A 20,136-nucleotide genomic window follows, 5' to 3' on the forward strand; every position below is an offset into this window, starting at 1 on the left:
AGGATGGCTGCAAAAAATGAAACCAGGGAAAGTGTTTTTAGTAGGGGCAGGACCGGGAGACATCGGGTTAATCACCGTAAAAGGCTTGGAAGCGATTAGGCAGGCGGAGGTAATTTTATACGACCGATTGGCGAATCCGAGGCTGTTGGAGTACGCTCCCCCAGAGTGCGAGCTTATTTATTGCGGCAAGTTGCCAGATCGCCATACACTTCGCCAAGAGCGCATCAATGAACTTTTGGTGGAAAAAGCTTTAGACGGAAAAATCGTTGTCCGGTTAAAGGGCGGCGATCCGGGTGTGTTTGGCCGTGTTGGGGAAGAAGCGGCTGCTCTCGCCGAGTCTGGCATCACCTATGAAATGGTTCCCGGGATCTCATCTGGAATTGCCGCACCGCTTTATGCTGGAATCCCTGTTACCCATAGGGAGCATGCGGAATCATTCGCGGTCGTCACCGCTCATGACAAGTCGCAGGACGGCAGACCGGTTCTGGACTGGGAGGGCTTGGCCCGCGGTGTTGATACAATTGCTTTTTACATGGGAGTCAAAAATTTGCCGTTCATCTGCGAAAATCTCATCAAATACGGGAAACCATCTGATACCCCGGTCATTCTGATTCAATGGGGTACGTTTGGCCGGCAGAAAACTCTGCAAGGAACGTTAACTGATATAACGGAGAAAGTATTAGCGGCGAAATTCAGCAATCCTTCGATTATTCTTGTTGGGAAAGTAGTATCCCTTCGTGAAAAAATTAGTTGGTTTGAGAAAAAGCCATTGTCCGGCCGGCAAATTCTGTTAGCTCGGACTGGTACCCATTCCAGTGAATTAGCCAAAGAGCTTACGAATCAGGGAGCGGATGTGATCGAATTTCCTAAGTGGACGAGCATCTCGGTTCCGGTTGATCAGGAGCTAATTGAAAAGCTGCCGACCTATCAAAAGGTTTTGTTCACTTCACCGGAGAGTGTCGATGAATTTTTTCATGCTCTTAGGAGCTTTAAAGTCGATATTCGCCAGTTAACTGCTGTTGTATATGGCTTTTCCAAGAAAACGTTAAATGCATTAGAGGCACGAGGATTTATTCCGCAGTTAGCAGCTGAAATGCCTGAGAACGGCCGCTTTTTAATTGTTGGTGATGATATTACCCTGCAGGGCTATAAGGGCGCAAATGCTGATTTGTGGGTTATCCATCAAAAGCAGATTGATCCACAATATGAATCGATTTTTAAAAGAATGTTGGGAGAAGCACAAGTAGATACGGTCGTTTTCCCTAGCAGAGCATCCGTTGAGCTGTTTCTTGAAGGACTCAAGGGCTTTAAAGTTACTACTGAGGAGATCTTGCAAAATGCACAGGTTGTAAGTATGGGGATGCAAACGCTAGAAGCGGTCGTTTCCGCGGGACTCCCATCCAATGGGATGCCGGATCAGCCTACTAAGGATGCGTTAGTTCAATTTTTAAGCAGGGGTGAGTCATGAGCTCCTATTATCCGATTATGCTGCGCCTTGAAGGAAAAAAAGTAGTGGTGGTGGGCGGCGGTAATGTCGCAGAGCGAAAAATCAAAGGTTTGCTTGGAACAGGAGCCCATATTACCGTGATTAGTCCGGAGGCGGGGGAGTTTATCCAAAAACTGGCTGATGAAAAAAAGGTCACTTGGCACGAGAGGTCATTTGATCCGGCAGATGCGCAAGGAGCGGATATAATATTTGCTGCATCCAATGATTCTAAGATTAACCAGCTCGTAAAGGATGTTGCCGGGCCCCGTCAGTTGGTCACTCTTGCTGATGATCCGGACAGCTCGGATTTCCACGTGCCAGCCCGCATCAATCGCGGTCGGTTGAGCATAGCGATATCTACTGGGGGGGCCAGCCCCACTCTTGCCAGAAGAATTCGCCGGCAATTGGAAGAACAGTTTGATCCCAATTATGGAGATTTTCTCGAATTTCTTTTTTTGAAACGGAAATGGATTTTAAGCCATGTAGGTGATCAATCCTTAAAAAGCAAATTGCTGACGGCGATTACAGGGCCGGAATTTCTCGACAGTTCTAATCGTGAGGCCCTATTTCAGAAAATATATAAAGAAATGATTTAAGTAGGTATCAGAATTGTTCTGGTGCCTCTTTGTTTAGAAAAATTGTGAATTTCTGTTCGTTAAATGCTCGTGAAAGATCTTATTCCGGTATGGATTCGACCAAAGAAATATCTGGGCTCTTAACGACAAAATGTAGCTGGGATCTATCAAAACTGTCGTTAATAAGGGCTATTAACGACAAAGTGACTAATTGAATCAATAAAACTGTCGTTAATAAATCTTTTAATATCGTGTTAGGGCCTTTATCCGCTTAATGAAACCTCTCTTGCCCCAATCATTTGGGCTAACTTCCCTCTCTTGAGCGCATCTACTCCTGCTAGTGAACCTTACATGAAATACATCTTTCTGCGACGCAGAGGAGAATTTTACCTATTTTTAAAAAATTTTGATAAAAGTAGTTCACTTTTTAAAAAGTGTGTTATATAATACAAAACATAGAAAGATACTGTATTATAACAAAGGGGTGAACTGGTAAGTGTCAACGCAAACAAGGGGAATTGAAGTAGTAGGGGCGCTAAAAGCCCAGTATGATGAGATTCTAACTCCGCAAGCACTGCAATTCATCGAAGAATTAGAACGGACATTTGGGGCAAGAAGAGTGGAACTGTTACAAAACAGACAAAAGCGCCAGGAGGAAATCAATCATGGCAAACTGCCAAACTTCCTGCCGGAAACCAAACATATCCGTATGGGAGACTGGACCATTGCATCACTGCCAGAAGATCTGCAAGACCGCCGAGTCGAAATCACCGGACCAACCGATCGGAAAATGGTTATCAATGCGTTAAACTCCGGTGCCAAACTGTTTATGGCAGACTTTGAGGATGCCACTTCACCAACATGGCAAAGTATCATCGAAGGCCAAATTAACCTGCGCGATGCAGTAAGACGGACTATCTCTTTTGAAAATCCAAACGGCAAAAAGTATCAGCTGAAGGAAAAAACAGCGGTACTAATCGTTAGGCCGCGTGGCTGGCACCTAGAAGAAAAACATATCCTAGTAGACGGAAAGCCGATTTCCGGAAGCTTACTAGATTTTGGCCTTTATTTTTATCATAATGCGAAAGAACTTCTGGCCAGGGGCTCTGGTCCATATTTTTACCTGCCGAAGCTGGAAAGCCATTTAGAAGCAAGGCTTTGGAACGATGTGTTTGTATTTGCACAGGATAAGCTGGGTGTCGCCAAAGGGACGATTAAAGCAACGGTCCTCATCGAAACGATCATGGCAGCCTTTGAAATGGATGAGATTCTTTATGAATTAAAAGACCACTCCGCCGGTTTAAACTGCGGCCGCTGGGATTATATCTTTAGTTATCTGAAGAAATTGCGCAATCAACCGGACGTTATATTGCCGGACCGTTCTCAAGTGACGATGACAGCTCCGTTTATGCGCTCATACTCATTACTTACGATTCAAACCTGCCATCGTCGTAAGGCACCGGCCATGGGCGGTATGGCAGCCCAAATTCCAATTAAAAATGATCCGGAGGCTAATGAAGCGGCATTCGCAAAGGTTCGCGCCGATAAAGAGCGGGAAGCACGCGATGGTCATGATGGCACATGGGTGGCACACCCAGGGCTTGTACCAGTTGCGCTGGAAGTGTTCGATCGAGAAATGCCGACACCTAATCAAATCCATACATCGAAGCAGCAAAAAATTAACATTACTGCCGAGGACTTACTCGAAGTGCCAGGTGGGACGATTTCTGAGCAAGGCGTCCGGACTAACATCAATGTAGGTATTCAATACGTGGCATCCTGGTTATCTGGAAGAGGCGCTGCCCCAATCTATAATTTGATGGAGGATGCTGCAACTGCTGAAATTTCTCGTGCCCAGCTGTGGCAGTGGATCCGTCATTCAAAAGGCATTCTGAATGACGGCCGGAAGGTTACCGTTGAAATGTATCAGCAATTTAAGACCGAAGAGTTGGAAAAAATCAAGCAGGAACTAGGCGAAGATGCCTACAGGAATGGACGTTTTGATGATGCGGTTCAACTGTTTGACAGGTTAATTTTGGACGATGAGTTTGCTGACTTCTTAACCCTGCCGGGGTATGAATTACTATAAATTTTTATAAAAATTTTGATAGATTAATAGGAGGGAAAAGACATGACAAATGAGAGAGTAGAAAAATTACAGGAAAGCTGGGAAATGGATGAACGCTGGAATGGGGTTACCCGCCCTTACACAGCTGAAGAGGTTATCAAGCTGCGCGGATCAATTGATATTGAACATACACTAGCTCGCAAAGGTGCTGAAAAACTGTGGAAACTGCTTCGTGAGGAAGATTACATTAACGCTCTTGGTGCCTTAACCGGTAACCAAGCGGTACAGCAAGTAAAGGCTGGTTTGAAAGCCATCTACTTAAGCGGCTGGCAGGTTGCAGCGGACGCGAACCTTTCTGGCCATATGTACCCGGACCAGAGCTTGTATCCTGCCAACAGTGTGCCAAGCGTAGTTAAGCGAATCAACCAAGCATTACAGCGCGCCGACCAAATCACTCATTCCGAAGGCGATAACTCCATTGACTGGTTTGCCCCGATTGTAGCCGATGCTGAGGCTGGTTTTGGCGGACAGCTTAACTGCTTCGAATTAATGAAAGGCATGATTGAGGCAGGCGCTGCTGGTGTCCACTTCGAAGACCAGCTATCATCTGAAAAGAAATGCGGCCACTTAGGTGGAAAAGTGCTGCTTCCTACTCAAACAGCAGTCCGCAACCTGATTGCTGCACGACTTGCAGCTGATGTTATGGGTACTCCAACTGTATTAGTTGCCCGTACTGATGCCAATGCAGCTGATTTGATCACCAGCGATGTTGATGAGTACGATGCACCGTTTATTACCGGTGAGCGGACTCCAGAAGGCTTCTACCGGACCAAAGCTGGCATCGACCAAGCGATTGCCCGCGGCCTGGCTTATGCTCCATATGCTGACCTGATCTGGTGTGAAACTTCTGAGCCAAATGTTGATGAAGCGAGGAAGTTTGCTGAGGCCATTCATGAGAAGTTCCCTGGCAAATTGCTGGCCTACAACTGTTCACCTTCCTTTAACTGGAAGAAAAAATTAGATCCAGAAACAATCGCCAACTTCCAGCAAGAGCTTGGCAAGATGGGCTACAAGTTCCAATTCGTTACACTAGCCGGATTCCATGCGTTGAATCACAGCATGTTTGAGCTTGCCCGCGGCTATAAAGAGCGCGGCATGGCAGCTTACTCCGAGCTTCAGGAAGCTGAGTTTGCTTCTGAACAGTATGGCTACACAGCAACTCGTCACCAGCGCGAGGTTGGTACTGGCTACTTCGACCAAGTATCTATGGTTATCACGGGTGGTACATCTTCGACTACAGCCCTAAAAGGCTCTACGGAAGAAGCTCAGTTTACCAGCACGAAATAATAGAGTTTCCCCCCCTTTCTCCCATTGTTGAGGAAGGGGTTTTTGCTAATTGGTGTTTTCCGTGGTAAAACTAAAGAAAACAGCCCGTTCTTCTTGAAAAATGGCAAACTGTCGGAGGAACCATCCATAAGTAAACTACATAGATAATAATAGCTTCTTGATAGAGGGAGTTGATTTAGTTGAAAAAACAAACCGTGGAGCAGGTTCTCCAGCAAGGCATTTATGGACCGCTGGAAACGAAGCCTGAGGAGCGGCGCAAGTTCTTGGGCACAATACGAGAACGAATTGTAATTGCCTTGAACAAAAGCCAGGTGGCCGAGGGGGAAATTTATCCGCAAGTAGAACAGTCGATGAAGAAGCATCCCGATGCACATCTTTATCTCAACGGCACGATGGACTACCAGGATTTGTCCAAATACGTTAAACTGGCAACCAAACATAAAATCGAGCACACGATTGTGAACGATAAGGAGCACGAAACGGAGATAGGGTTAGTACTGGCCGTTCACTACGCTATTGAGAAAGAGGAAATATTCATTTCAAAAAAATCAGTAGAGCTTTCAAAGGAAGTAAAGAAAAGTAAGGGGCTTTTTGGGAAACTATTTGGTCGGTAGTCCGTTGCTTCATGAGGACAAAAACTGGAGAGACTGGTCAACTTTTGTCCTCATAGGGAGTTCATGAGGACAGAAACGAGGAAAAGCAGGCAAGTTTTGTCTCCATGGCGGGTTCATGAGGACAAAAATCAGTGGGACCAGCCCTGTCTTGTCCTCATACCGTAACCCCACCGCCATGCTACTCTTTTATGCCAATAACCCGAATTCGTTTATAATCGGCATACCAAACTCCATCCCGATATAAAATAGGTTTCAAGTTATGTTCTGCTTTAGTTATAATCGAATGCCTTATATCGTCTGTGACTCCTTCAAACAAGGCTCCGCAAAACATCTCAATCCAGTTCCTTAACCCATTATCCCCTTCCAGCATTGTTGGCCTGTCAAAATGTTGTGCAAAAACGACCCGAAAGCCTGTATTCTCCATTAAAGTCGTATATTCTCCGATACTGGGGTAATAAAACGGAAAACGTTGTAAAGGGTCATTTATTCCAATTTGAAAAAGTTGCTTCATTAACTCATCGATAATCCTCTGAACATTTCCTTTCCCGCCAAACTCCGCTACAAAGCGGCCACCTGGCTTTAATGAAGAATATATACCCGATAAAACCTGGCTAGGTTCCTTAATCCAGTGCAGCACGGCATTCGAGAACACCGCGTCAAATTCTTCTTGATATGGCAAATGCAAAGCATCTTGAACATCAAATTGCAGTTCAGGGTATTTCCTTTTGGCTTGCTCAATCATATTTTCTGACTGGTCAATCCCGATCACTTTCACCCCAAGATGATGCAACACGGAGGCGAGGTCCCCAGTTCCGCAGCCAAGATCAAGAATTGTCTCCCCACTCTGTGGAACCAGGAGTTCCACTAGTCCTTCCCCAAACTTTGATACAAAAGCATGATTGTTATCGTATAAATCAGCATTCCAATTATCCATCTTTGTAACACCCATTAATGACACCCCTTCCTACTGGAAAAAATATATAAATTCATAATATAATAGTTTCCGATAATTTCCAAACAGGAGGCCGCCTCATGTCCATAAAGGGAATCAACCATTTTCTATTTTCTGTATCTAATCTTGATCATTCAATCGATTTCTATCAAAAGGTATTTGATGCCAAGCTGCTTGTGAGAGGAAGGACTACAGCCTACTTCGATTTGAACGGACTGTGGCTCGCTTTGAATGAAGAAAAACACATCCCAAGACATGAAATAAACGAATCGTATACCCATATTGCTTTTTCAATAGAGGAAAAGGACTTAGCAAAAATATCTGATAAATTGGTGGAGCTGCACGTGAACATCCTGTCCGGCCGGAAGCGGGATGAGCAGGATCAAAAATCTATCTATTTTACCGACCCGGACGGCCATAAATTTGAATTCCATACGGGGACGCTGCAGGAACGAATCGAATACTACAGGCAGGAAAAGAAACACATGGAATTCTATGATTAATGAAATAACAAAACCGGCAACCATTAAAATGGCTTACCGGTCTTGTCTTTGTTGCCAGCAACGGGCATGGTGTCTGCCAGCAATTCCATGTTTTTTAATACTTTCGTGCTATAAGTGAAATCACCGTAACAATAGGGATAACGAAAATTCGTTTTATCACCGCCGCAATTATATTGCTGGGGATTTTTTTGCACTTGAAGATTGGAAAATTGTTTGGCTAGCTCTTCACTGTGTTTTCCGCCGTGCGCAGCGACATAGTCAATATAACCAATCCCCATATTGTAGGACTGAATAATTGTAGGGAAATCTACTTTTTTTTCATTTCCATAAGTAAGAACCCGGTGAAAATAGGAGACTCCTGCTTCAATACTTTGAACTGGGTCGGTAATGGCATCCTTAGCGAAACCAGCCGATTCCGATGCCTGCATCGGATCGCCGCCCTTCCCATGGCTTTCCTGCTGCATAATGGCAACAAGGACCGGAGTGTAGGTCGCTAAATGGACTTTCTCTAATTCTTCTTGAATCACAGGACTATATTTCAATGCATCCACAAAGGGACCTTGTAAATCCGGCTGCGGCTGCTGTTTGGGTTGCTGAAAATAATATTGGATTCCTGCTAACAAGCAAAATAGCAGCATTAAGCTTAAGACTGTTTTGGACTTTTTCCTTTGCTTCCGTTTCATCCTTACTCTCCCAATGGAATGCTCGAAATTAAGATTGTTTCTCTATCGTTTCCTGTAACTCGATTTCGACGTTCCCCTGAATGGCACGAGTAATCATGCACGAAGTCTCTGCTTTTTGGGCAAACCGGCGAGCTAACTCCACATCTTTGTCACTGGCTGAGCTTTTCAACACAATGCGCGGACGGTGAATGATTTTTTTATAGGTAAACACACCATTGGTTACATCTACGATGCCTTCCGATTCCATGGTTAAACTTTCTTTCTCAAGCCCTGAACGCTCCATCATTGCTGCTAGGGTAATGATATAGCAGGTTGCCGCTGCTCCAAGGAGCATTTCATCAGGGTTGGTTCCAACGCCGGGTCCATCCATTTCAGGCGGAATTGATATCTTGGTTTTAAGATTCCCAGCCTCAATTTCACCGACATCATTGCGTAATCCAGGCCAATTTGCTTTTAAATGAAATACATGTTCTGCCAAAATAAGTCCCTCCAATAATTGGTTTTCAATTTGCCACCCACACGAATTGAAAAATATGGTATGGTATTGTTACAGTCGTCCAGTGGAGAAGTGAAATGAATTTTTTTAAAAAACTGACCTTAACAATAATCCTTTGTATCTATTTAGCCGTTCTGACAAAAATGGTTTTGTTCAAATACATCCCACTATCAGAAATCATTCATCATTTTAACTTTAGAAATGATGAAGACTTTTGGCGTTCCAATAACTATGTCCCGTTTAAAACAATTAATTTTTATTTGTTCTTGGCCGATGTCAATTTGGATATACGGATAAAAAATTTAGCCGGGAACGTATTCGGGTTTATCCCATTTGGTTTCATCTTACCATTGTTAGTGAAAAAGTTTCAAAGCCTTGGATTGGTCACCGTCACTACTTTTGCGCTAAGTCTGAGTTTCGAAGTTCTGCAGCTCATCTTTGAATTTGGCAGCTTTGATGTGGACGATTTAATTTTAAACACGTTCGGTGGAATTTTGGGGTATATTCCAATTAAAGTTGTCCTGTTTTTGCAGCAAATAAAAAGGAATAAACGAACAGTAGTAAATTAAAAAGTTGGCAGCTTCTTTTAGTAGAGACTGCCAATTTTTTTTATACATATGATAGGTGAATCTAATTATTCCAAACTTGTCCATACTGAAGGAGTAATCATTGCGGTAAAGCGGAAAAGTTTGGTATTATCATTATTATGAATATGGATGAACGGAGGTCACAGGAATGTCACGAATATCAACTGACCAGGTAAAACACGTTGCCAATTTGGCGCGGTTAGCGATCACCGAGGAAGAGACTGAAATGTTTACTAAGCAACTAGATGCAATAATCACATTCGCAGAGCAGTTAAACGAATTGGATACAGAAAATGTGAAACCTACATACCATGTGCTTGACATGAAAAATGTTCTGCGCGAAGACGTGCCAAAAGCTGGTCTGCCGCGTGAAGAAGTATTAAAAAATGCCCCGGACCAACAAGATGGGCAATTTAAAGTACCAGCGATTTTAGGGGAGTAAGAGGAGGAATGAGTCGTTTGAGTTTATTTGATTATAAAGTTTCCGACCTTCATGAACTCTTGCAAAAAAAAGAACTGAAGGTAGCGGAGCTAGTAGACGAATCGTATAAGCGCATCCAGGATGTCGAAGACAAAGTCCAGGCATTTTTAACCTTGGATGAAGAAAGAGCACGCCAAACAGCGAAAGCGCTTGATGACAAACTAAACACGGATTCATCAAATGGGCTGTTGTTTGGCATGCCAATTGGGTTGAAAGATAACCTAGTGACAAAAGGTCTGCGGACAACCTGTGCCAGCAAAATTCTAGAAAACTTTGACCCAATCTATGATGCCACCGTTGTACAAAAACTGCAGCAGGCAGAAACCGTCACGATCGGCAAATTGAACATGGACGAGTTTGCGATGGGTTCTTCCAATGAAAACTCCCATTTTCAAAAAACACGTAACCCATGGAACTTGGAACGAGTACCGGGTGGATCTTCCGGCGGTTCAGCAGCAGCAGTTGCCGCAGGGGAAGTGCTGTTTTCCTTAGGTTCTGACACGGGCGGTTCGATTCGCCAGCCGGCAGCGTTCTGCGGTGTCGTCGGCTTAAAGCCAACCTATGGCCGTGTATCCCGTTTTGGATTAGTCGCATTCGCATCCTCCTTGGATCAAATCGGGCCGGTGACAAGAACAGTTGAGGACAATGCATATTTACTTCAGGCCATCTCAGGAGTAGACCCGATGGATTCCACATCAGCCAATGTGGACGTGCCTAACTTTGCGGCAGCATTAACAGGAGATATCAAAGGTTTAAGAATTGCCGTTCCAAAGGAGTATTTGGGTGAAGGCGTCACCGAATCCGTTCGCCAGTCCGTGCTTGATGCGTTAAAAGTGTTGGAAGGACTTGGCGCCGTTTGGGAAGAGGTTTCCCTGCCACATTCTAAATACGCCTTGGCTGCTTATTACCTATTATCATCTTCAGAAGCGTCAGCCAACCTGGCCCGTTTTGACGGGGTTCGATACGGTTACCGGTCACCGGATGCGGAGAACTTACTTGATTTATATAAAAAGACAAGAGCGGAAGGCTTTGGCGATGAAGTCAAACGCCGGATCATGCTGGGGACATTTGCATTAAGCTCCGGTTATTATGATGCTTACTATAAAAAAGCACAAAAGGTTCGTACATTGATTAAGCAAGACTTTGAAAATGTGTTTGAAAAATATGATGTCATCATTGGACCGACTACGCCAACACCGGCATTTAAAATAGGTGAGAACATCGATGACCCAATGACTATGTATATCAATGATATTTTAACAATCCCAGTAAACTTGGCTGGGGTACCAGGAATTTCCGTTCCGTGCGGCTTTGACGGCGGCCTGCCGTTAGGCTTGCAAATTATCGGCAAACATTTTGATGAAGCAACGATTTACCGCGTGGCACACGCTTTTGAACAAGCCACGGATTATCATAATCAGAAGCCGCAATTGTAGGGGGTGAACAAGATGGAATTTGAAACAGTAATCGGACTTGAGGTCCATGTCGAACTCAAAACAGAATCGAAAATTTTCTCAAGCAGCCCAAATCACTTTGGTGCTGAACCAAACTCTAATACAACGGTCATCGACCTTGGTTATCCAGGGGTGCTGCCGGTGCTGAACAAAAAAGTCGTTGACTTCGGAATGAAGGCGTCTATGGCATTGAATTGTGAGATTGCCACCAACACCAAGTTTGATCGGAAGAACTATTTTTACCCGGATAACCCGAAAGCCTATCAAATCTCTCAATTTGATCAGCCAATCGGTGAACATGGCTGGATCGAGATTGAAGTAAATGGATATACGAAAAAAATTGGCATCACCCGAATTCATCTGGAAGAGGATGCTGGAAAGCTCAACCATGGAAATGGCTACTCCTTAGTTGATTTCAACCGCCAAGGAACGCCATTAATTGAAATCGTATCAGAGCCAGATATTCGGACTCCGGATGAAGCCTATGCTTATTTGGAAAAATTAAAGTCGATTATCCAATACACCGGCGTTTCTGACTGTAAAATGGAAGAAGGATCGCTGCGCTGCGATGCCAACATCTCCATTCGTCCGGTAGGACAGGAAGAGTTCGGCACCAAGACGGAATTGAAAAACTTGAACTCCTTCAACTTTGTTCGTAAAGGATTGGAGTACGAGGAAAAACGCCAGCGTGAAGTAATTTCTGCAGGCGGAAAAATTGAACAGGAAACACGCCGGTTCGATGAAGCAACTGGAACAACCATCCTGATGCGGGTCAAGGAAGGCTCGGATGATTACCGCTACTTCCCAGAACCGGATTTACTGGAGCTATATATCGATGAAGACTGGAAAGCACGGATTCGTGCCGAAATTCCCGAGCTGCCAGATGAGCGGCAAAAGCGTTATGTGGAAGAACTGGGGCTGCCGGTTTATGATGCCAAGGTGCTTACAGTTACCAAGGAGACGGCTGATTTCTTTGAAGCAACCGTAAATGCAGGTGCCGATGCGAAACAGGCGTCGAACTGGATTATGGGAGAAGTGTCCGGCTACTTAAATGCGGAAGGCAAAGAGCTGGATCAAGTTCCGCTGACCCCTGAAGGACTTGCGGGTATGATTAAACTGATTGAAAATGGCACGATTTCTTCCAAGATTGCCAAAACCGTATTCAAAGAATTGATTGAAAACGGCGGTGATGCCGAGCAAATCGTCAAGGATAAAGGGCTTGTGCAAATTTCCGATGAGGGGACGCTGCTCAAGATTATTGGCGAGGTGCTTGATAACAATCCAAAATCCATTGAGGACTTTAAAGGTGGAAAAGCCAAAGCAACTGGTTTCTTGGTCGGTCAGATCATGAAGGCCACCAAAGGACAGGCTAACCCGCAATTGGTGAACCAATTGTTGCAACAAGAATTGCAAAAACGATAACCATAAGCTGGCAGAACCTTTCTGCCAGCTGTTTTTGTCGAACCACACTTCGACGTTTTTTACCCCATTTCCCGGGAAAGATTCTTTACTTATCAAGACATCATCTAATTTTAATCAACTGTTTAAATAGGAACGAAAAGTAAGGGGAAATGTCGAACGTTAGCTGCAGGTTCTAGTTTCTACAAGGATTTCCATAAATCTAATGGTTGTCGACATGTTTCACGTGAAAACTTTTGCTAGAAGTCCGTAGTGAAGGGAAATAGTGCAATTTTAATCAAACGTTTGTTTTAAAAATGAACAATCCTAGAAATGGTAATTTAAGATACTGGCAGGAAAGGGAGGCTAGAGGATGACTAAAAAAGAAATAGAATATCAAATAGTAGAATTGAAGGACGAGTATTTACAACTTCAGCATAATCTTGAAAAAATGGAGCTTGTGAAGGGAAACTTAGTTCCATTAGAAAATCGTCTTGCTGAAATTGAAAAGGAACTAAGTGTCCTTAATCAAAAGCTGCGTGAATCATAGATTCTATCAAATGAGGGTGTCTCAAAAAGGCCATTGTTCAATTCGTTTTTGGGACAATCTCTTTTTTACTATATTTTTTAAAAATGCCAGCAGTGGTTCCTAAAAAGAGAGCATGGCACCACGTTCATCAAAAATAGCACTTGGATTCCAGGCCACTTCCCAAAGATTGTTTTCAGGGTCAGCAAAATAGGCGGTCCGGCCACCCCAAAAGGCATCACTAGGCTCACGCAGAAGCTTAGCCCCTGATATCCGTACCTGTTCAATGGTTGAATCAACCTGTTCAGGTGCGTCCACATTAATAGCAAACGTTACCGGTCGGTATGCATCCGGTGATGAAGGGAACTCAATACTGGCATCCTTTGCCAGCTCTGCCACAGGAAATAGGGTTAGGATAACGCCTGCTGTCTTAAAAACAGCATAGCTGTCTGAACTAGATTCTGTCTCCTCCCATCCTAATGATTGATAAAAGGACCTTAATACAGGTAAATTGTATGCTCCAATAGTGAGGAGACTAACTCTCTGAAAAACCAACTTCATTCCCCCTCGAATTTTATATACAGTAATTTCTTCAAACATGGGTCTTGTTCCTTCATAATCATCCATTTGTTTTACTTTGGCACAGGAAATTTTTCTCCAAACTGGTCATTAACCCTAAGATAAAAATAAGTGACAAATGCCGAATAATCGGCAAATTTTTTATTAACTGATCAATGAACGTTTCTTAAGGACAAAAGGGTTTCCCTGTGTTATTAAACAAACGTTTGATTGGTGAGGAAATGTGTCGATATTTGAGAGGATAGGAATAATTAGAGTTTTTTCTTCAAATAGTTCTCCTACTTTGATAAAAAATGTAGGAATATGTGGAAAAATATGAACTGCGGTTTCCTCTTTCTATTGGTAATATAGTATTAAAGTAAGAGTAAGGGGTGCTGCTGGTGGATAGGATGGAACTAACCTTTCAAATTGAACTATTGCGAAATAAAATGATACGGGTCGGAATATCAAAGGGGCTCACAGCTTCAGAAACAATTAAACTTAGCGAAGCACTCGATTCTCTTATCTGCCTTCAACTTAAAATGGACTGTTCTTTTCCGTCACTTTAGTGCAGGGTGCTGAATAGTTCTATCGAGCCATTTTATACATAGATAACGGTTATAAGAGGATTGGGGAGTCAACGATAAGTATTGGATAGGCCAGCTTTTACTCTGCCAAATACGCGGGTTCTGATTACTTGAATGGACATTTAAAAATAGGAATAATACAGGGATATGGTGCGACTATCCCAATGGTATAGAAATTTAGTAAGAGCGACTAATAGACAGCTAATGGACACTCCTAAATGATTGCCGGTCTCTTAAAAGTAGGGACTGGCATTCTTTATTTAAAACAGAATTATTTAACGTAGCCATTTAAATAAATAAAGAGAGGAGAACGACTTTGCACGATAAACGCCCTCATTTTTGTAGGAGGGTGAAACAAATGTTAATATTTAGGGGAATGCATGGAACGGAGGAGCACGATTGACAATTTATATTGCCTTATTAAGAGGGATTAATGTCGGAGGACACCATATTATAAAAATGGCAGAATTGAAGCAACTCCTTGAAGAGTTGGGATTACAGAAGGTCAAAACATATATTCAAAGTGGAAATGTGCTGTTTGAATCAAACAGGGATGCAGAACTACTTAGGCAAAGCATGGAAAAGCAAATACAAGAAGCATTTGGTTTTCCAGTACCAGTAGTATTGCGAACACAAGCAGACTTGGAACAGATGATTAGCAATTGCCCATTTCCAACAGAGGAATTAAAAGAAGGGGAAAGTGTGCAGATTGCTTTTTTGGCAGGAGAACCTTCCCAGGATGGAATCGATCAATTAGTTGCCTTTTCGAATGAAATGGAGCAAGTTCATATTAATGGCAAAGATGTATACTTGTTTTTCCGTCATAGCATCCGGAATTCAAAGCTTGCGGCTCAGCTGCCAAAATTAGAAGTATCGGCAACGGTACGAAATTGGAAAACAGTTATCAAACTAGCATCGCTGGCTAACGCATTATAGAAGTGAATTTGCTAGGAATCATAAACTGAAAAAGGATACAATCTTTATAGAGACTCAAATATTATCAAGGAATGTAGCAGATGGATTGGAAACCAGATAGAAACTCTAAAATACCTATTTATAAACAACTTGCCCTCTATATTGAAAATGGCATTGCAGATGGGACATTTCCGCCTGATAAGCCCTTGCCATCGGAAAGAAGCTTGGCAAAGGATATTGGAGTAAACAGGAGCACCGTTATTGCAGCATATGATGAATTGGAATCACTTGGACTGATAGAAAGAAATCAAGGCAGCGGTACAACTGTAAGCAAAGATATTTGGGGGATGGCCAAGAAACGGATTCCAAGTTGGAGCCGATACATTGAAGCCGGTTCGTTTCTGCCCAATTTGCCTGTTACCCAGAGAATTCATAAAGAAATGGCAGAGCAAAAATTAATCAATTTAGCCAGCGGTGAACTGTCTCAGGACCTTTTTCCACTGTCGGCCCTAAGAGAGATTACTTCCAATCGATCTTTTATTGGTACCTTAGGGTACGATCATCCATTAGGAAATGCGATCCTGCGTCAGACAATCGCAAACCATGTGCAACAGTATCGCGGATTTGAAACGAGTTCTGCCACCATATTAGTGACATCGGGGGCACAGCAGGCTTTGCACCTTGTTGTTCAGTGCTTGCTAAAACCAGGAGACGCTGTCGCAATTGAAAATCCTTCTTATCACTACAATCTTCCTGTCTTTCAATCCGCAGGAATTAAAACCTATTATTTAAAAGTAGATAAGGATGGAATCAATCCCAACGAGATTGCAGAATTATATAAAAAACATAGAATAAAGATGATTTTTCTAAATCCTATTTTCCAAAATCCTACGGGAACACTGCTGTCCTTAGAACGCCGAAAGAAAATTCTTGAATTGTCTTCTGAATTTGGGATACCAGTGGTGGAGGATGATCCTTATAGTTTAACCTCGTTTTCTAATGAAAAAATCCAGACGCTTAAATCATTAGACCAACATGGAAATGTTTTATATATCAGCTCACTGACAAAAATTGTCGCATCGGGTCTTAGGATAGGCTGGATTATTGGTCCAAAAGCAGTCATCGAAAGGCTGGCAGATGCCAAACAGCAAATCGACTTTGGACATGCAAGCTACTCCCAATGGACGGCCAATGATTTTTTGGAATCAAAGCAATTTGAATCCCACATGCGGGATTTGGTTAAGGAATTAAAACTGCGCAGAGACCAAATGGCTGAGAGCCTTCACACCTATTTAAAAGATGTGGTTGATTTTTATCTTCCAGAAGGCGGCATTCACTTGTGGTGCCGGATCAATAAGGAGTTTAATGAAATTCAGTTGTTAGAGGAATCCATTAAAAGAGGCGTCATCTATGTTCCTGGAACCACCATGGGGACTGAAAAAGGATTTGCCAGGTTTACCTTTGCGAGGGAAAATGAAGAGAATATTCGAGAAGGAATCAAGCGTTTTGCTGATGCACTTGCTTCTTTATAGAGATACTTAGGAAAAGCAGTGGTCACTCATACTCATATGTAGTCATGAGTGACCATTTTTTTTAGCTTAATATTGGTTCTCTGTATGCAAATGGATTAATTACAAAAAAATAGGTAAAAAGTAACTGGTTTAAATATTCAAAATAGTATATAAACTAGGTTAGTGAGTATTTACTAACCTGAAAGGTGAAAACAAAAATGGGCTCTCAATCTGAGACAAAGAAAAAGATTATTGAGAAATCACGGGAATTATTTGCCGAACGCGGCTACAGCGGGGCCACAACAGCTGAAATTGCCCGGCGTGTAGGTGTGTCAGAAGCGGCTCTGTATAAACATTTTAAAGGGAAAAAGGAGATCTTTCTTGCCTGCATCACGCCGAACGTTTACGGAACAGCGATGATTAACTCTGGGCACAACCAGGAACAAGTTCGGGAAGTCTTAAAGGAAAGGGTGGATCTTGTCCGCAGTAACCTTGACAGCTTTAACATACTCTTTAGGGAAGCACCCAATCATCCAGAGTTAGCCAAAATGTTTTTGGACCAGGTATATACCAATGAACAAAACACGAAACATTTACTTAAGTCGATTTTTAATAAGGAGCTATCGCCCGTTCAATCACTGCTCTATGAGCTGGGGATCACAGCAGCCATTTGGTCGATCCTCAATTTTGAAAAAATTCAAGCAGACCTGATAACTGATAAGGTTCCTGTGGAAAACCTGGAGGAAGAAATTGCCGACGTTGTTTTATACGGCATCTTAGGAAATAAAATCAAATTATAAATATTGAACGGTTACAATGCTGTCTTTTTATAAAGAAAGGAGATTTCTATGGAGAATTACGCACCGATTCCACAGCCCAAGACGTTTGGCCTGCTAGGCAACATCCCTTTAATCGATAAAGATGCCCCCACATTGTCGTTTTGCAAAATAGCAGAGGAGTTAGGCCCGATATTTCGATTACAGTTCTTTGGCTTCTCGTTTCTAGTTGTTTCCGGACATGAACTGGTCGCAGAGGTTTGTGACGAGTCCCGCTTTGATAAAAGTATCGCCCTAGGCCTATCCAATTTGCGTCCATTAGGCAAAGATGGGCTGTTCACGGGGTTAACCAAAGAGCCAAACTGGAAAAAGGCACATAATATCTTGCTGCCAGCGTTCTCTCAACAGGCGATGAAAGGGTACCATGACATGATGGTCGATATCGCCAAACAGCTGGTGGAAAAATGGGCACGGCTAAACCCGAATGAGAGCATTGATATTCCTGATAACATGACAAGACTGACTCTCGACACCATCGGGCTATGTGGCTTTAATTATCGGTTTAATAGTTTTTATAAGGAAAGTCATAATCCGTTTATTATTAGTATGGTAAGAGCCATGGATGAAGCCATGCATCAGAACACAAGGCTGCCGATTCAGCGGAAATTGATGGTGCGGAAGAATCGCCAATTCCAAAGTGATGTAGAGAACATGTTTACCTTAGTGGATCAGCTAATTGCTGAACGAAAAACTGGCGGTGACCAAGGTGAAACGGATTTGCTGGCACGGATGCTGAACGCTAAGGACCCGGAAACAGGGGAGCGGTTGGATGATGAGAATATCCGCCATCAAATCATCACCTTCCTGATTGCCGGTCACGAAACCACTAGCGGTTTATTATCATTCGCTTTATATCTATTAAAAAATAATTCAAGAGTTCTAGAGAAAGCCTATGAAGAAGTAGACCGCGTGCTAACTGGCCCAGTGCCGACCTACCAGCAGGTTTTGGAGTTAAAATACATCCGGATGATTTTACAGGAATCCCTACGGTTATATCCGACTGCACCGCAATTTGCTCTCTATGCAAAAGAGGACACAGTCATTGGCGGGAAATATCAAATAAAAAAACGTGAAAATGTAGCAGTCCTCTTGCCACAGCTCCATCGGGACAAAACAGCTTGGGGAGAAGATGCAGAAGAATTCTGTCCAGAGCGATTTAAGGACTCTAGTAAAATACCGACACATGCCTATAAGCCATTCGGAAATGGCCAGCGCGCCTGCATAGGCATGCAGTTTGCCCTTCATGAAGCCACTTTGGTCATTGGGATGATTTTGCAGCATTTTCAACTAATCGATGATACACATTATCAATTAAAGGTGAAGCAAACATTGACCCTAAAGCCGGATGATTTTAAATTAAAAGTGAAAGAGCGGGATAAAAAGCTGGGCCGTGTATCGGAGAATCAGATGGCAAATAGTCGTCTGCGACAGCCGCACCCTGTTACCATCAGCGGAGTCAACAACCGGCCATTACTTGTTCTGTACGGTTCTAACATGGGGACAACGGAGCGAATTGCCAAAGAGCTAGCAGAAACAGCACGGTTGTATGGTGTCCAGACTGAAGTGGATGAACTCGACCACCATGTAGGGAACTTGCCGACAGACGGAGCTGTGCTCATTGTTGCATCGTCTTATAACGGCCGGCCGACTAGGAATGCACGTAAGTTTGTCAAATGGCTGGAGGAATCAGGATCTAGTTCGTTAAATGGGGTTCATTACACGGTATTAGGCTGTGGTGACAGCAACTGGGCAAGTACCTATCAGAACATTCCTAGACTGATTGATGAAAAGCTTGCTGAAAAAGGTGCTATTCGGTTCTCAAAGCGGGGTGAAGCAAATGTGAGCGAAGACTTTGAAGACCAAATTGAACAATGGAAAAAACAGATGTGGACAGATGCAATCGATACTTTTGAACTGACCTTGCATAATCAGGAGCAGGAACCAGGAGACAAACTTTCGATACAGTGGATTAGCCATTCCAAGGAAGCAATGATGGATAACCAGTACGTTTCCGTACAAACAAAAGAGCTGCTGGAAAATGGCGTGCCTGGAGGTTTTCAGCAAGGAGATTACCTCGGCGTATTTCCTTCCAATCGCTTTGAAAATGTAGAACGAGCTTTACGTAGATTTGGCCTGAATGGAAAAGACATTGTCATATTAACATCCAGCAACAGCAGTTTAACTCATTTGCCTATACATCAGGCCGTCCAAATAGAGGTATTGCTTCGCCATCATGTGAATCTAGAAGCAACGGTCACACGTGAACAAATACTCGAGTTGGCCTCATTAACAGTTTGTCCGCCTCACCAGCGGGAGCTAGAAGTCATGGCTGGGGAAAACGCTTATGAAGAGCAAGTCTTGCAAAAAGGCATCACTATGCTCGACCTGCTTGTAAAATACGAAGCATGCCAAATTCCATTTGAACGATTCCTTGAACTGTTACCGCCGCAAAAGCCAAAGTTTTATTTTGATTTAAAGTTTCAGGAGGAAATGATTGAATCTCATTAAGTGAAAACCACCGCAGAAACATGCGGTGGTCTTTATGTGCGCCCAGCATGG

General features: G+C 43.2%; 19 protein-coding genes and 1 pseudogene. 16 read left to right on the top strand and 4 right to left on the bottom strand.

The window, feature by feature from the left end:
* The first annotated feature begins 16 nt into the window (after positions 1-16).
* From cobA to BN2425_RS02895, 5 genes are all read left to right on the top strand, one after another.
* Complete coding sequence (cobA, locus tag BN2425_RS02875) at positions 17-1,468, top strand: uroporphyrinogen-III C-methyltransferase (RefSeq protein ID WP_042454814.1); 1,452 nt, start codon at positions 17-19, stop codon at positions 1,466-1,468.
* A complete protein-coding gene (locus BN2425_RS02880) occupies positions 1,465-2,082 on the top strand; it encodes a precorrin-2 dehydrogenase/sirohydrochlorin ferrochelatase family protein (protein WP_042454817.1) in 618 nt (205 codons plus the stop codon). The genes cobA and BN2425_RS02880 overlap by 4 nt, the downstream gene beginning before the upstream one ends.
* A 475-nt stretch (positions 2,083-2,557) precedes the next feature.
* The gene (aceB, locus tag BN2425_RS02885; RefSeq protein WP_042454819.1) at positions 2,558-4,150 is read left to right on the top strand and encodes a malate synthase A; all 1,593 of its coding nucleotides are present in this window, start codon (positions 2,558-2,560) and stop codon (positions 4,148-4,150) included.
* Positions 4,151-4,192: 42 nt separating this feature from the next.
* The gene (aceA, locus tag BN2425_RS02890) at positions 4,193-5,476 is read left to right on the top strand and encodes an isocitrate lyase (protein WP_042454821.1); all 1,284 of its coding nucleotides are present in this window, start codon (positions 4,193-4,195) and stop codon (positions 5,474-5,476) included.
* A 179-nt stretch (positions 5,477-5,655) separates the two neighbouring features.
* Positions 5,656-6,090 carry a YueI family protein gene (locus BN2425_RS02895; RefSeq protein ID WP_042454822.1) on the top strand — a complete coding sequence of 145 codons (435 nt, stop codon included), beginning with the start codon at positions 5,656-5,658 and terminating at the stop codon, positions 6,088-6,090.
* Positions 6,091-6,268: 178 nt separating this feature from the next.
* On the opposite strand, the gene BN2425_RS02900 is transcribed toward BN2425_RS02895, so the two are convergent.
* The gene (locus tag BN2425_RS02900) at positions 6,269-7,039 is read right to left on the bottom strand and encodes a class I SAM-dependent methyltransferase (protein ID WP_042454823.1); all 771 of its coding nucleotides are present in this window, start codon (positions 7,037-7,039) and stop codon (positions 6,269-6,271) included.
* Between the two features lie 83 nt (positions 7,040-7,122).
* On the opposite strand from BN2425_RS02900, the gene fosM reads away from it, so the two are divergent.
* Positions 7,123-7,545 (top strand): FosM family fosfomycin resistance protein, encoded by a 423-nt coding sequence (gene fosM / locus BN2425_RS02905; RefSeq protein WP_042454826.1) that lies wholly within the window; start codon positions 7,123-7,125, stop codon positions 7,543-7,545.
* A 23-nt stretch (positions 7,546-7,568) separates the two neighbouring features.
* Here fosM and BN2425_RS02910 read toward each other — a convergent pair whose 3' ends face one another.
* Together BN2425_RS02910 and BN2425_RS02915 are read right to left on the bottom strand one after the other, a co-directional pair.
* The gene (locus BN2425_RS02910; RefSeq protein ID WP_042454828.1) at positions 7,569-8,228 is read right to left on the bottom strand and encodes a lysozyme family protein; all 660 of its coding nucleotides are present in this window, start codon (positions 8,226-8,228) and stop codon (positions 7,569-7,571) included.
* Positions 8,229-8,256: 28 nt separating this feature from the next.
* Positions 8,257-8,706, bottom strand: coding sequence for an OsmC family protein (locus BN2425_RS02915; protein ID WP_042454830.1), 450 nt, complete (start codon positions 8,704-8,706; stop codon positions 8,257-8,259).
* Positions 8,707-8,801: 95 nt separating this feature from the next.
* Here BN2425_RS02915 and BN2425_RS02920 point away from each other — a divergent pair, with 95 nt between their 5' ends.
* From BN2425_RS02920 to BN2425_RS22690, 5 genes are all read left to right on the top strand, one after another.
* Positions 8,802-9,293, top strand: coding sequence for a VanZ family protein (locus BN2425_RS02920; protein WP_042454832.1), 492 nt, complete (start codon positions 8,802-8,804; stop codon positions 9,291-9,293).
* Positions 9,294-9,459: 166 nt separating this feature from the next.
* A complete protein-coding gene (gene gatC, locus BN2425_RS02925) occupies positions 9,460-9,753 on the top strand; it encodes an Asp-tRNA(Asn)/Glu-tRNA(Gln) amidotransferase subunit GatC (RefSeq protein ID WP_042454834.1) in 294 nt (97 codons plus the stop codon).
* Positions 9,754-9,770: 17 nt separating this feature from the next.
* On the top strand, positions 9,771-11,228 hold the full coding sequence (gatA, locus tag BN2425_RS02930) for an Asp-tRNA(Asn)/Glu-tRNA(Gln) amidotransferase subunit GatA (RefSeq protein ID WP_042454837.1): 1,458 nt from the start codon (positions 9,771-9,773) through the stop codon (positions 11,226-11,228).
* Positions 11,229-11,240: 12 nt separating this feature from the next.
* A complete protein-coding gene (gene gatB, locus BN2425_RS02935; protein WP_042454840.1) occupies positions 11,241-12,668 on the top strand; it encodes an Asp-tRNA(Asn)/Glu-tRNA(Gln) amidotransferase subunit GatB in 1,428 nt (475 codons plus the stop codon).
* A gap of 349 nt (positions 12,669-13,017) precedes the next feature.
* Positions 13,018-13,194 (top strand): SE1832 family protein, encoded by a 177-nt coding sequence (locus BN2425_RS22690; RefSeq protein WP_195891890.1) that lies wholly within the window; start codon positions 13,018-13,020, stop codon positions 13,192-13,194.
* Between the two features lie 99 nt (positions 13,195-13,293).
* On the opposite strand, the gene BN2425_RS02940 is transcribed toward BN2425_RS22690, so the two are convergent.
* Positions 13,294-13,725, bottom strand: coding sequence for a VOC family protein (locus BN2425_RS02940; RefSeq protein WP_042454859.1), 432 nt, complete (start codon positions 13,723-13,725; stop codon positions 13,294-13,296).
* Between the two features lie 413 nt (positions 13,726-14,138).
* Here BN2425_RS02940 and BN2425_RS23485 point away from each other — a divergent pair, with 413 nt between their 5' ends.
* The 5 genes and pseudogenes from BN2425_RS23485 to BN2425_RS02965 form a co-directional block, all read left to right on the top strand.
* The gene (locus tag BN2425_RS23485; protein WP_406603182.1) at positions 14,139-14,297 is read left to right on the top strand and encodes an aspartyl-phosphate phosphatase Spo0E family protein; all 159 of its coding nucleotides are present in this window, start codon (positions 14,139-14,141) and stop codon (positions 14,295-14,297) included.
* Positions 14,298-14,714: 417 nt separating this feature from the next.
* Positions 14,715-15,251 carry a DUF1697 domain-containing protein gene (locus tag BN2425_RS02950; RefSeq protein ID WP_042454842.1) on the top strand — a complete coding sequence of 179 codons (537 nt, stop codon included), beginning with the start codon at positions 14,715-14,717 and terminating at the stop codon, positions 15,249-15,251.
* 80 nt (positions 15,252-15,331) lie between these two features.
* Positions 15,332-16,762, top strand: a complete 1,431-nt coding sequence (gene pdxR / locus BN2425_RS02955) for a MocR-like pyridoxine biosynthesis transcription factor PdxR (RefSeq protein WP_042454844.1) — start codon at positions 15,332-15,334, stop codon at positions 16,760-16,762.
* Positions 16,763-16,959: 197 nt separating this feature from the next.
* The gene (locus BN2425_RS02960) at positions 16,960-17,541 is read left to right on the top strand and encodes a TetR/AcrR family transcriptional regulator (RefSeq protein WP_042454846.1); all 582 of its coding nucleotides are present in this window, start codon (positions 16,960-16,962) and stop codon (positions 17,539-17,541) included.
* Between the two features lie 48 nt (positions 17,542-17,589).
* Positions 17,590-20,043 (top strand): annotated as a pseudogene (locus BN2425_RS02965) (cytochrome P450); the annotation flags it as partial.
* Positions 20,044-20,136 lie beyond the last annotated feature (93 nt).

Source organism: Neobacillus dielmonensis, assembly GCF_000612665.1.
Classification (GTDB): Bacteria; Bacillota; Bacilli; order Bacillales; family Cytobacillaceae; genus Neobacillus; species Neobacillus dielmonensis.

What these genes read in the sequence shown, in the direction of transcription:
- cobA (WP_042454814.1), top strand. Translation starts at nt 17, where the DNA reads ATGAAACCAGGGAAAGTGTTTTTAGTAGGGGCAGGACCGGGAGACATC.
- BN2425_RS02880 (WP_042454817.1), top strand. Translation starts at nt 1,465, where the DNA reads ATGAGCTCCTATTATCCGATTATGCTGCGCCTTGAAGGAAAAAAAGTA.
- aceA (WP_042454821.1), top strand. Translation starts at nt 4,193, where the DNA reads ATGACAAATGAGAGAGTAGAAAAATTACAGGAAAGCTGGGAAATGGAT.
- BN2425_RS02900 (WP_042454823.1), bottom strand. Translation starts at nt 7,039, where the DNA reads ATGGGTGTTACAAAGATGGATAATTGGAATGCTGATTTATACGATAAC.
- fosM (WP_042454826.1), top strand. Translation starts at nt 7,123, where the DNA reads ATGTCCATAAAGGGAATCAACCATTTTCTATTTTCTGTATCTAATCTT.
- BN2425_RS02910 (WP_042454828.1), bottom strand. Translation starts at nt 8,228, where the DNA reads ATGAAACGGAAGCAAAGGAAAAAGTCCAAAACAGTCTTAAGCTTAATG.
- BN2425_RS02920 (WP_042454832.1), top strand. Translation starts at nt 8,802, where the DNA reads ATGAATTTTTTTAAAAAACTGACCTTAACAATAATCCTTTGTATCTAT.
- gatC (WP_042454834.1), top strand. Translation starts at nt 9,460, where the DNA reads ATGTCACGAATATCAACTGACCAGGTAAAACACGTTGCCAATTTGGCG.
- gatB (WP_042454840.1), top strand. Translation starts at nt 11,241, where the DNA reads ATGGAATTTGAAACAGTAATCGGACTTGAGGTCCATGTCGAACTCAAA.
- BN2425_RS22690 (WP_195891890.1), top strand. Translation starts at nt 13,018, where the DNA reads ATGACTAAAAAAGAAATAGAATATCAAATAGTAGAATTGAAGGACGAG.
- BN2425_RS23485 (WP_406603182.1), top strand. Translation starts at nt 14,139, where the DNA reads ATGGAACTAACCTTTCAAATTGAACTATTGCGAAATAAAATGATACGG.
- pdxR (WP_042454844.1), top strand. Translation starts at nt 15,332, where the DNA reads ATGGATTGGAAACCAGATAGAAACTCTAAAATACCTATTTATAAACAA.
- BN2425_RS02960 (WP_042454846.1), top strand. Translation starts at nt 16,960, where the DNA reads ATGGGCTCTCAATCTGAGACAAAGAAAAAGATTATTGAGAAATCACGG.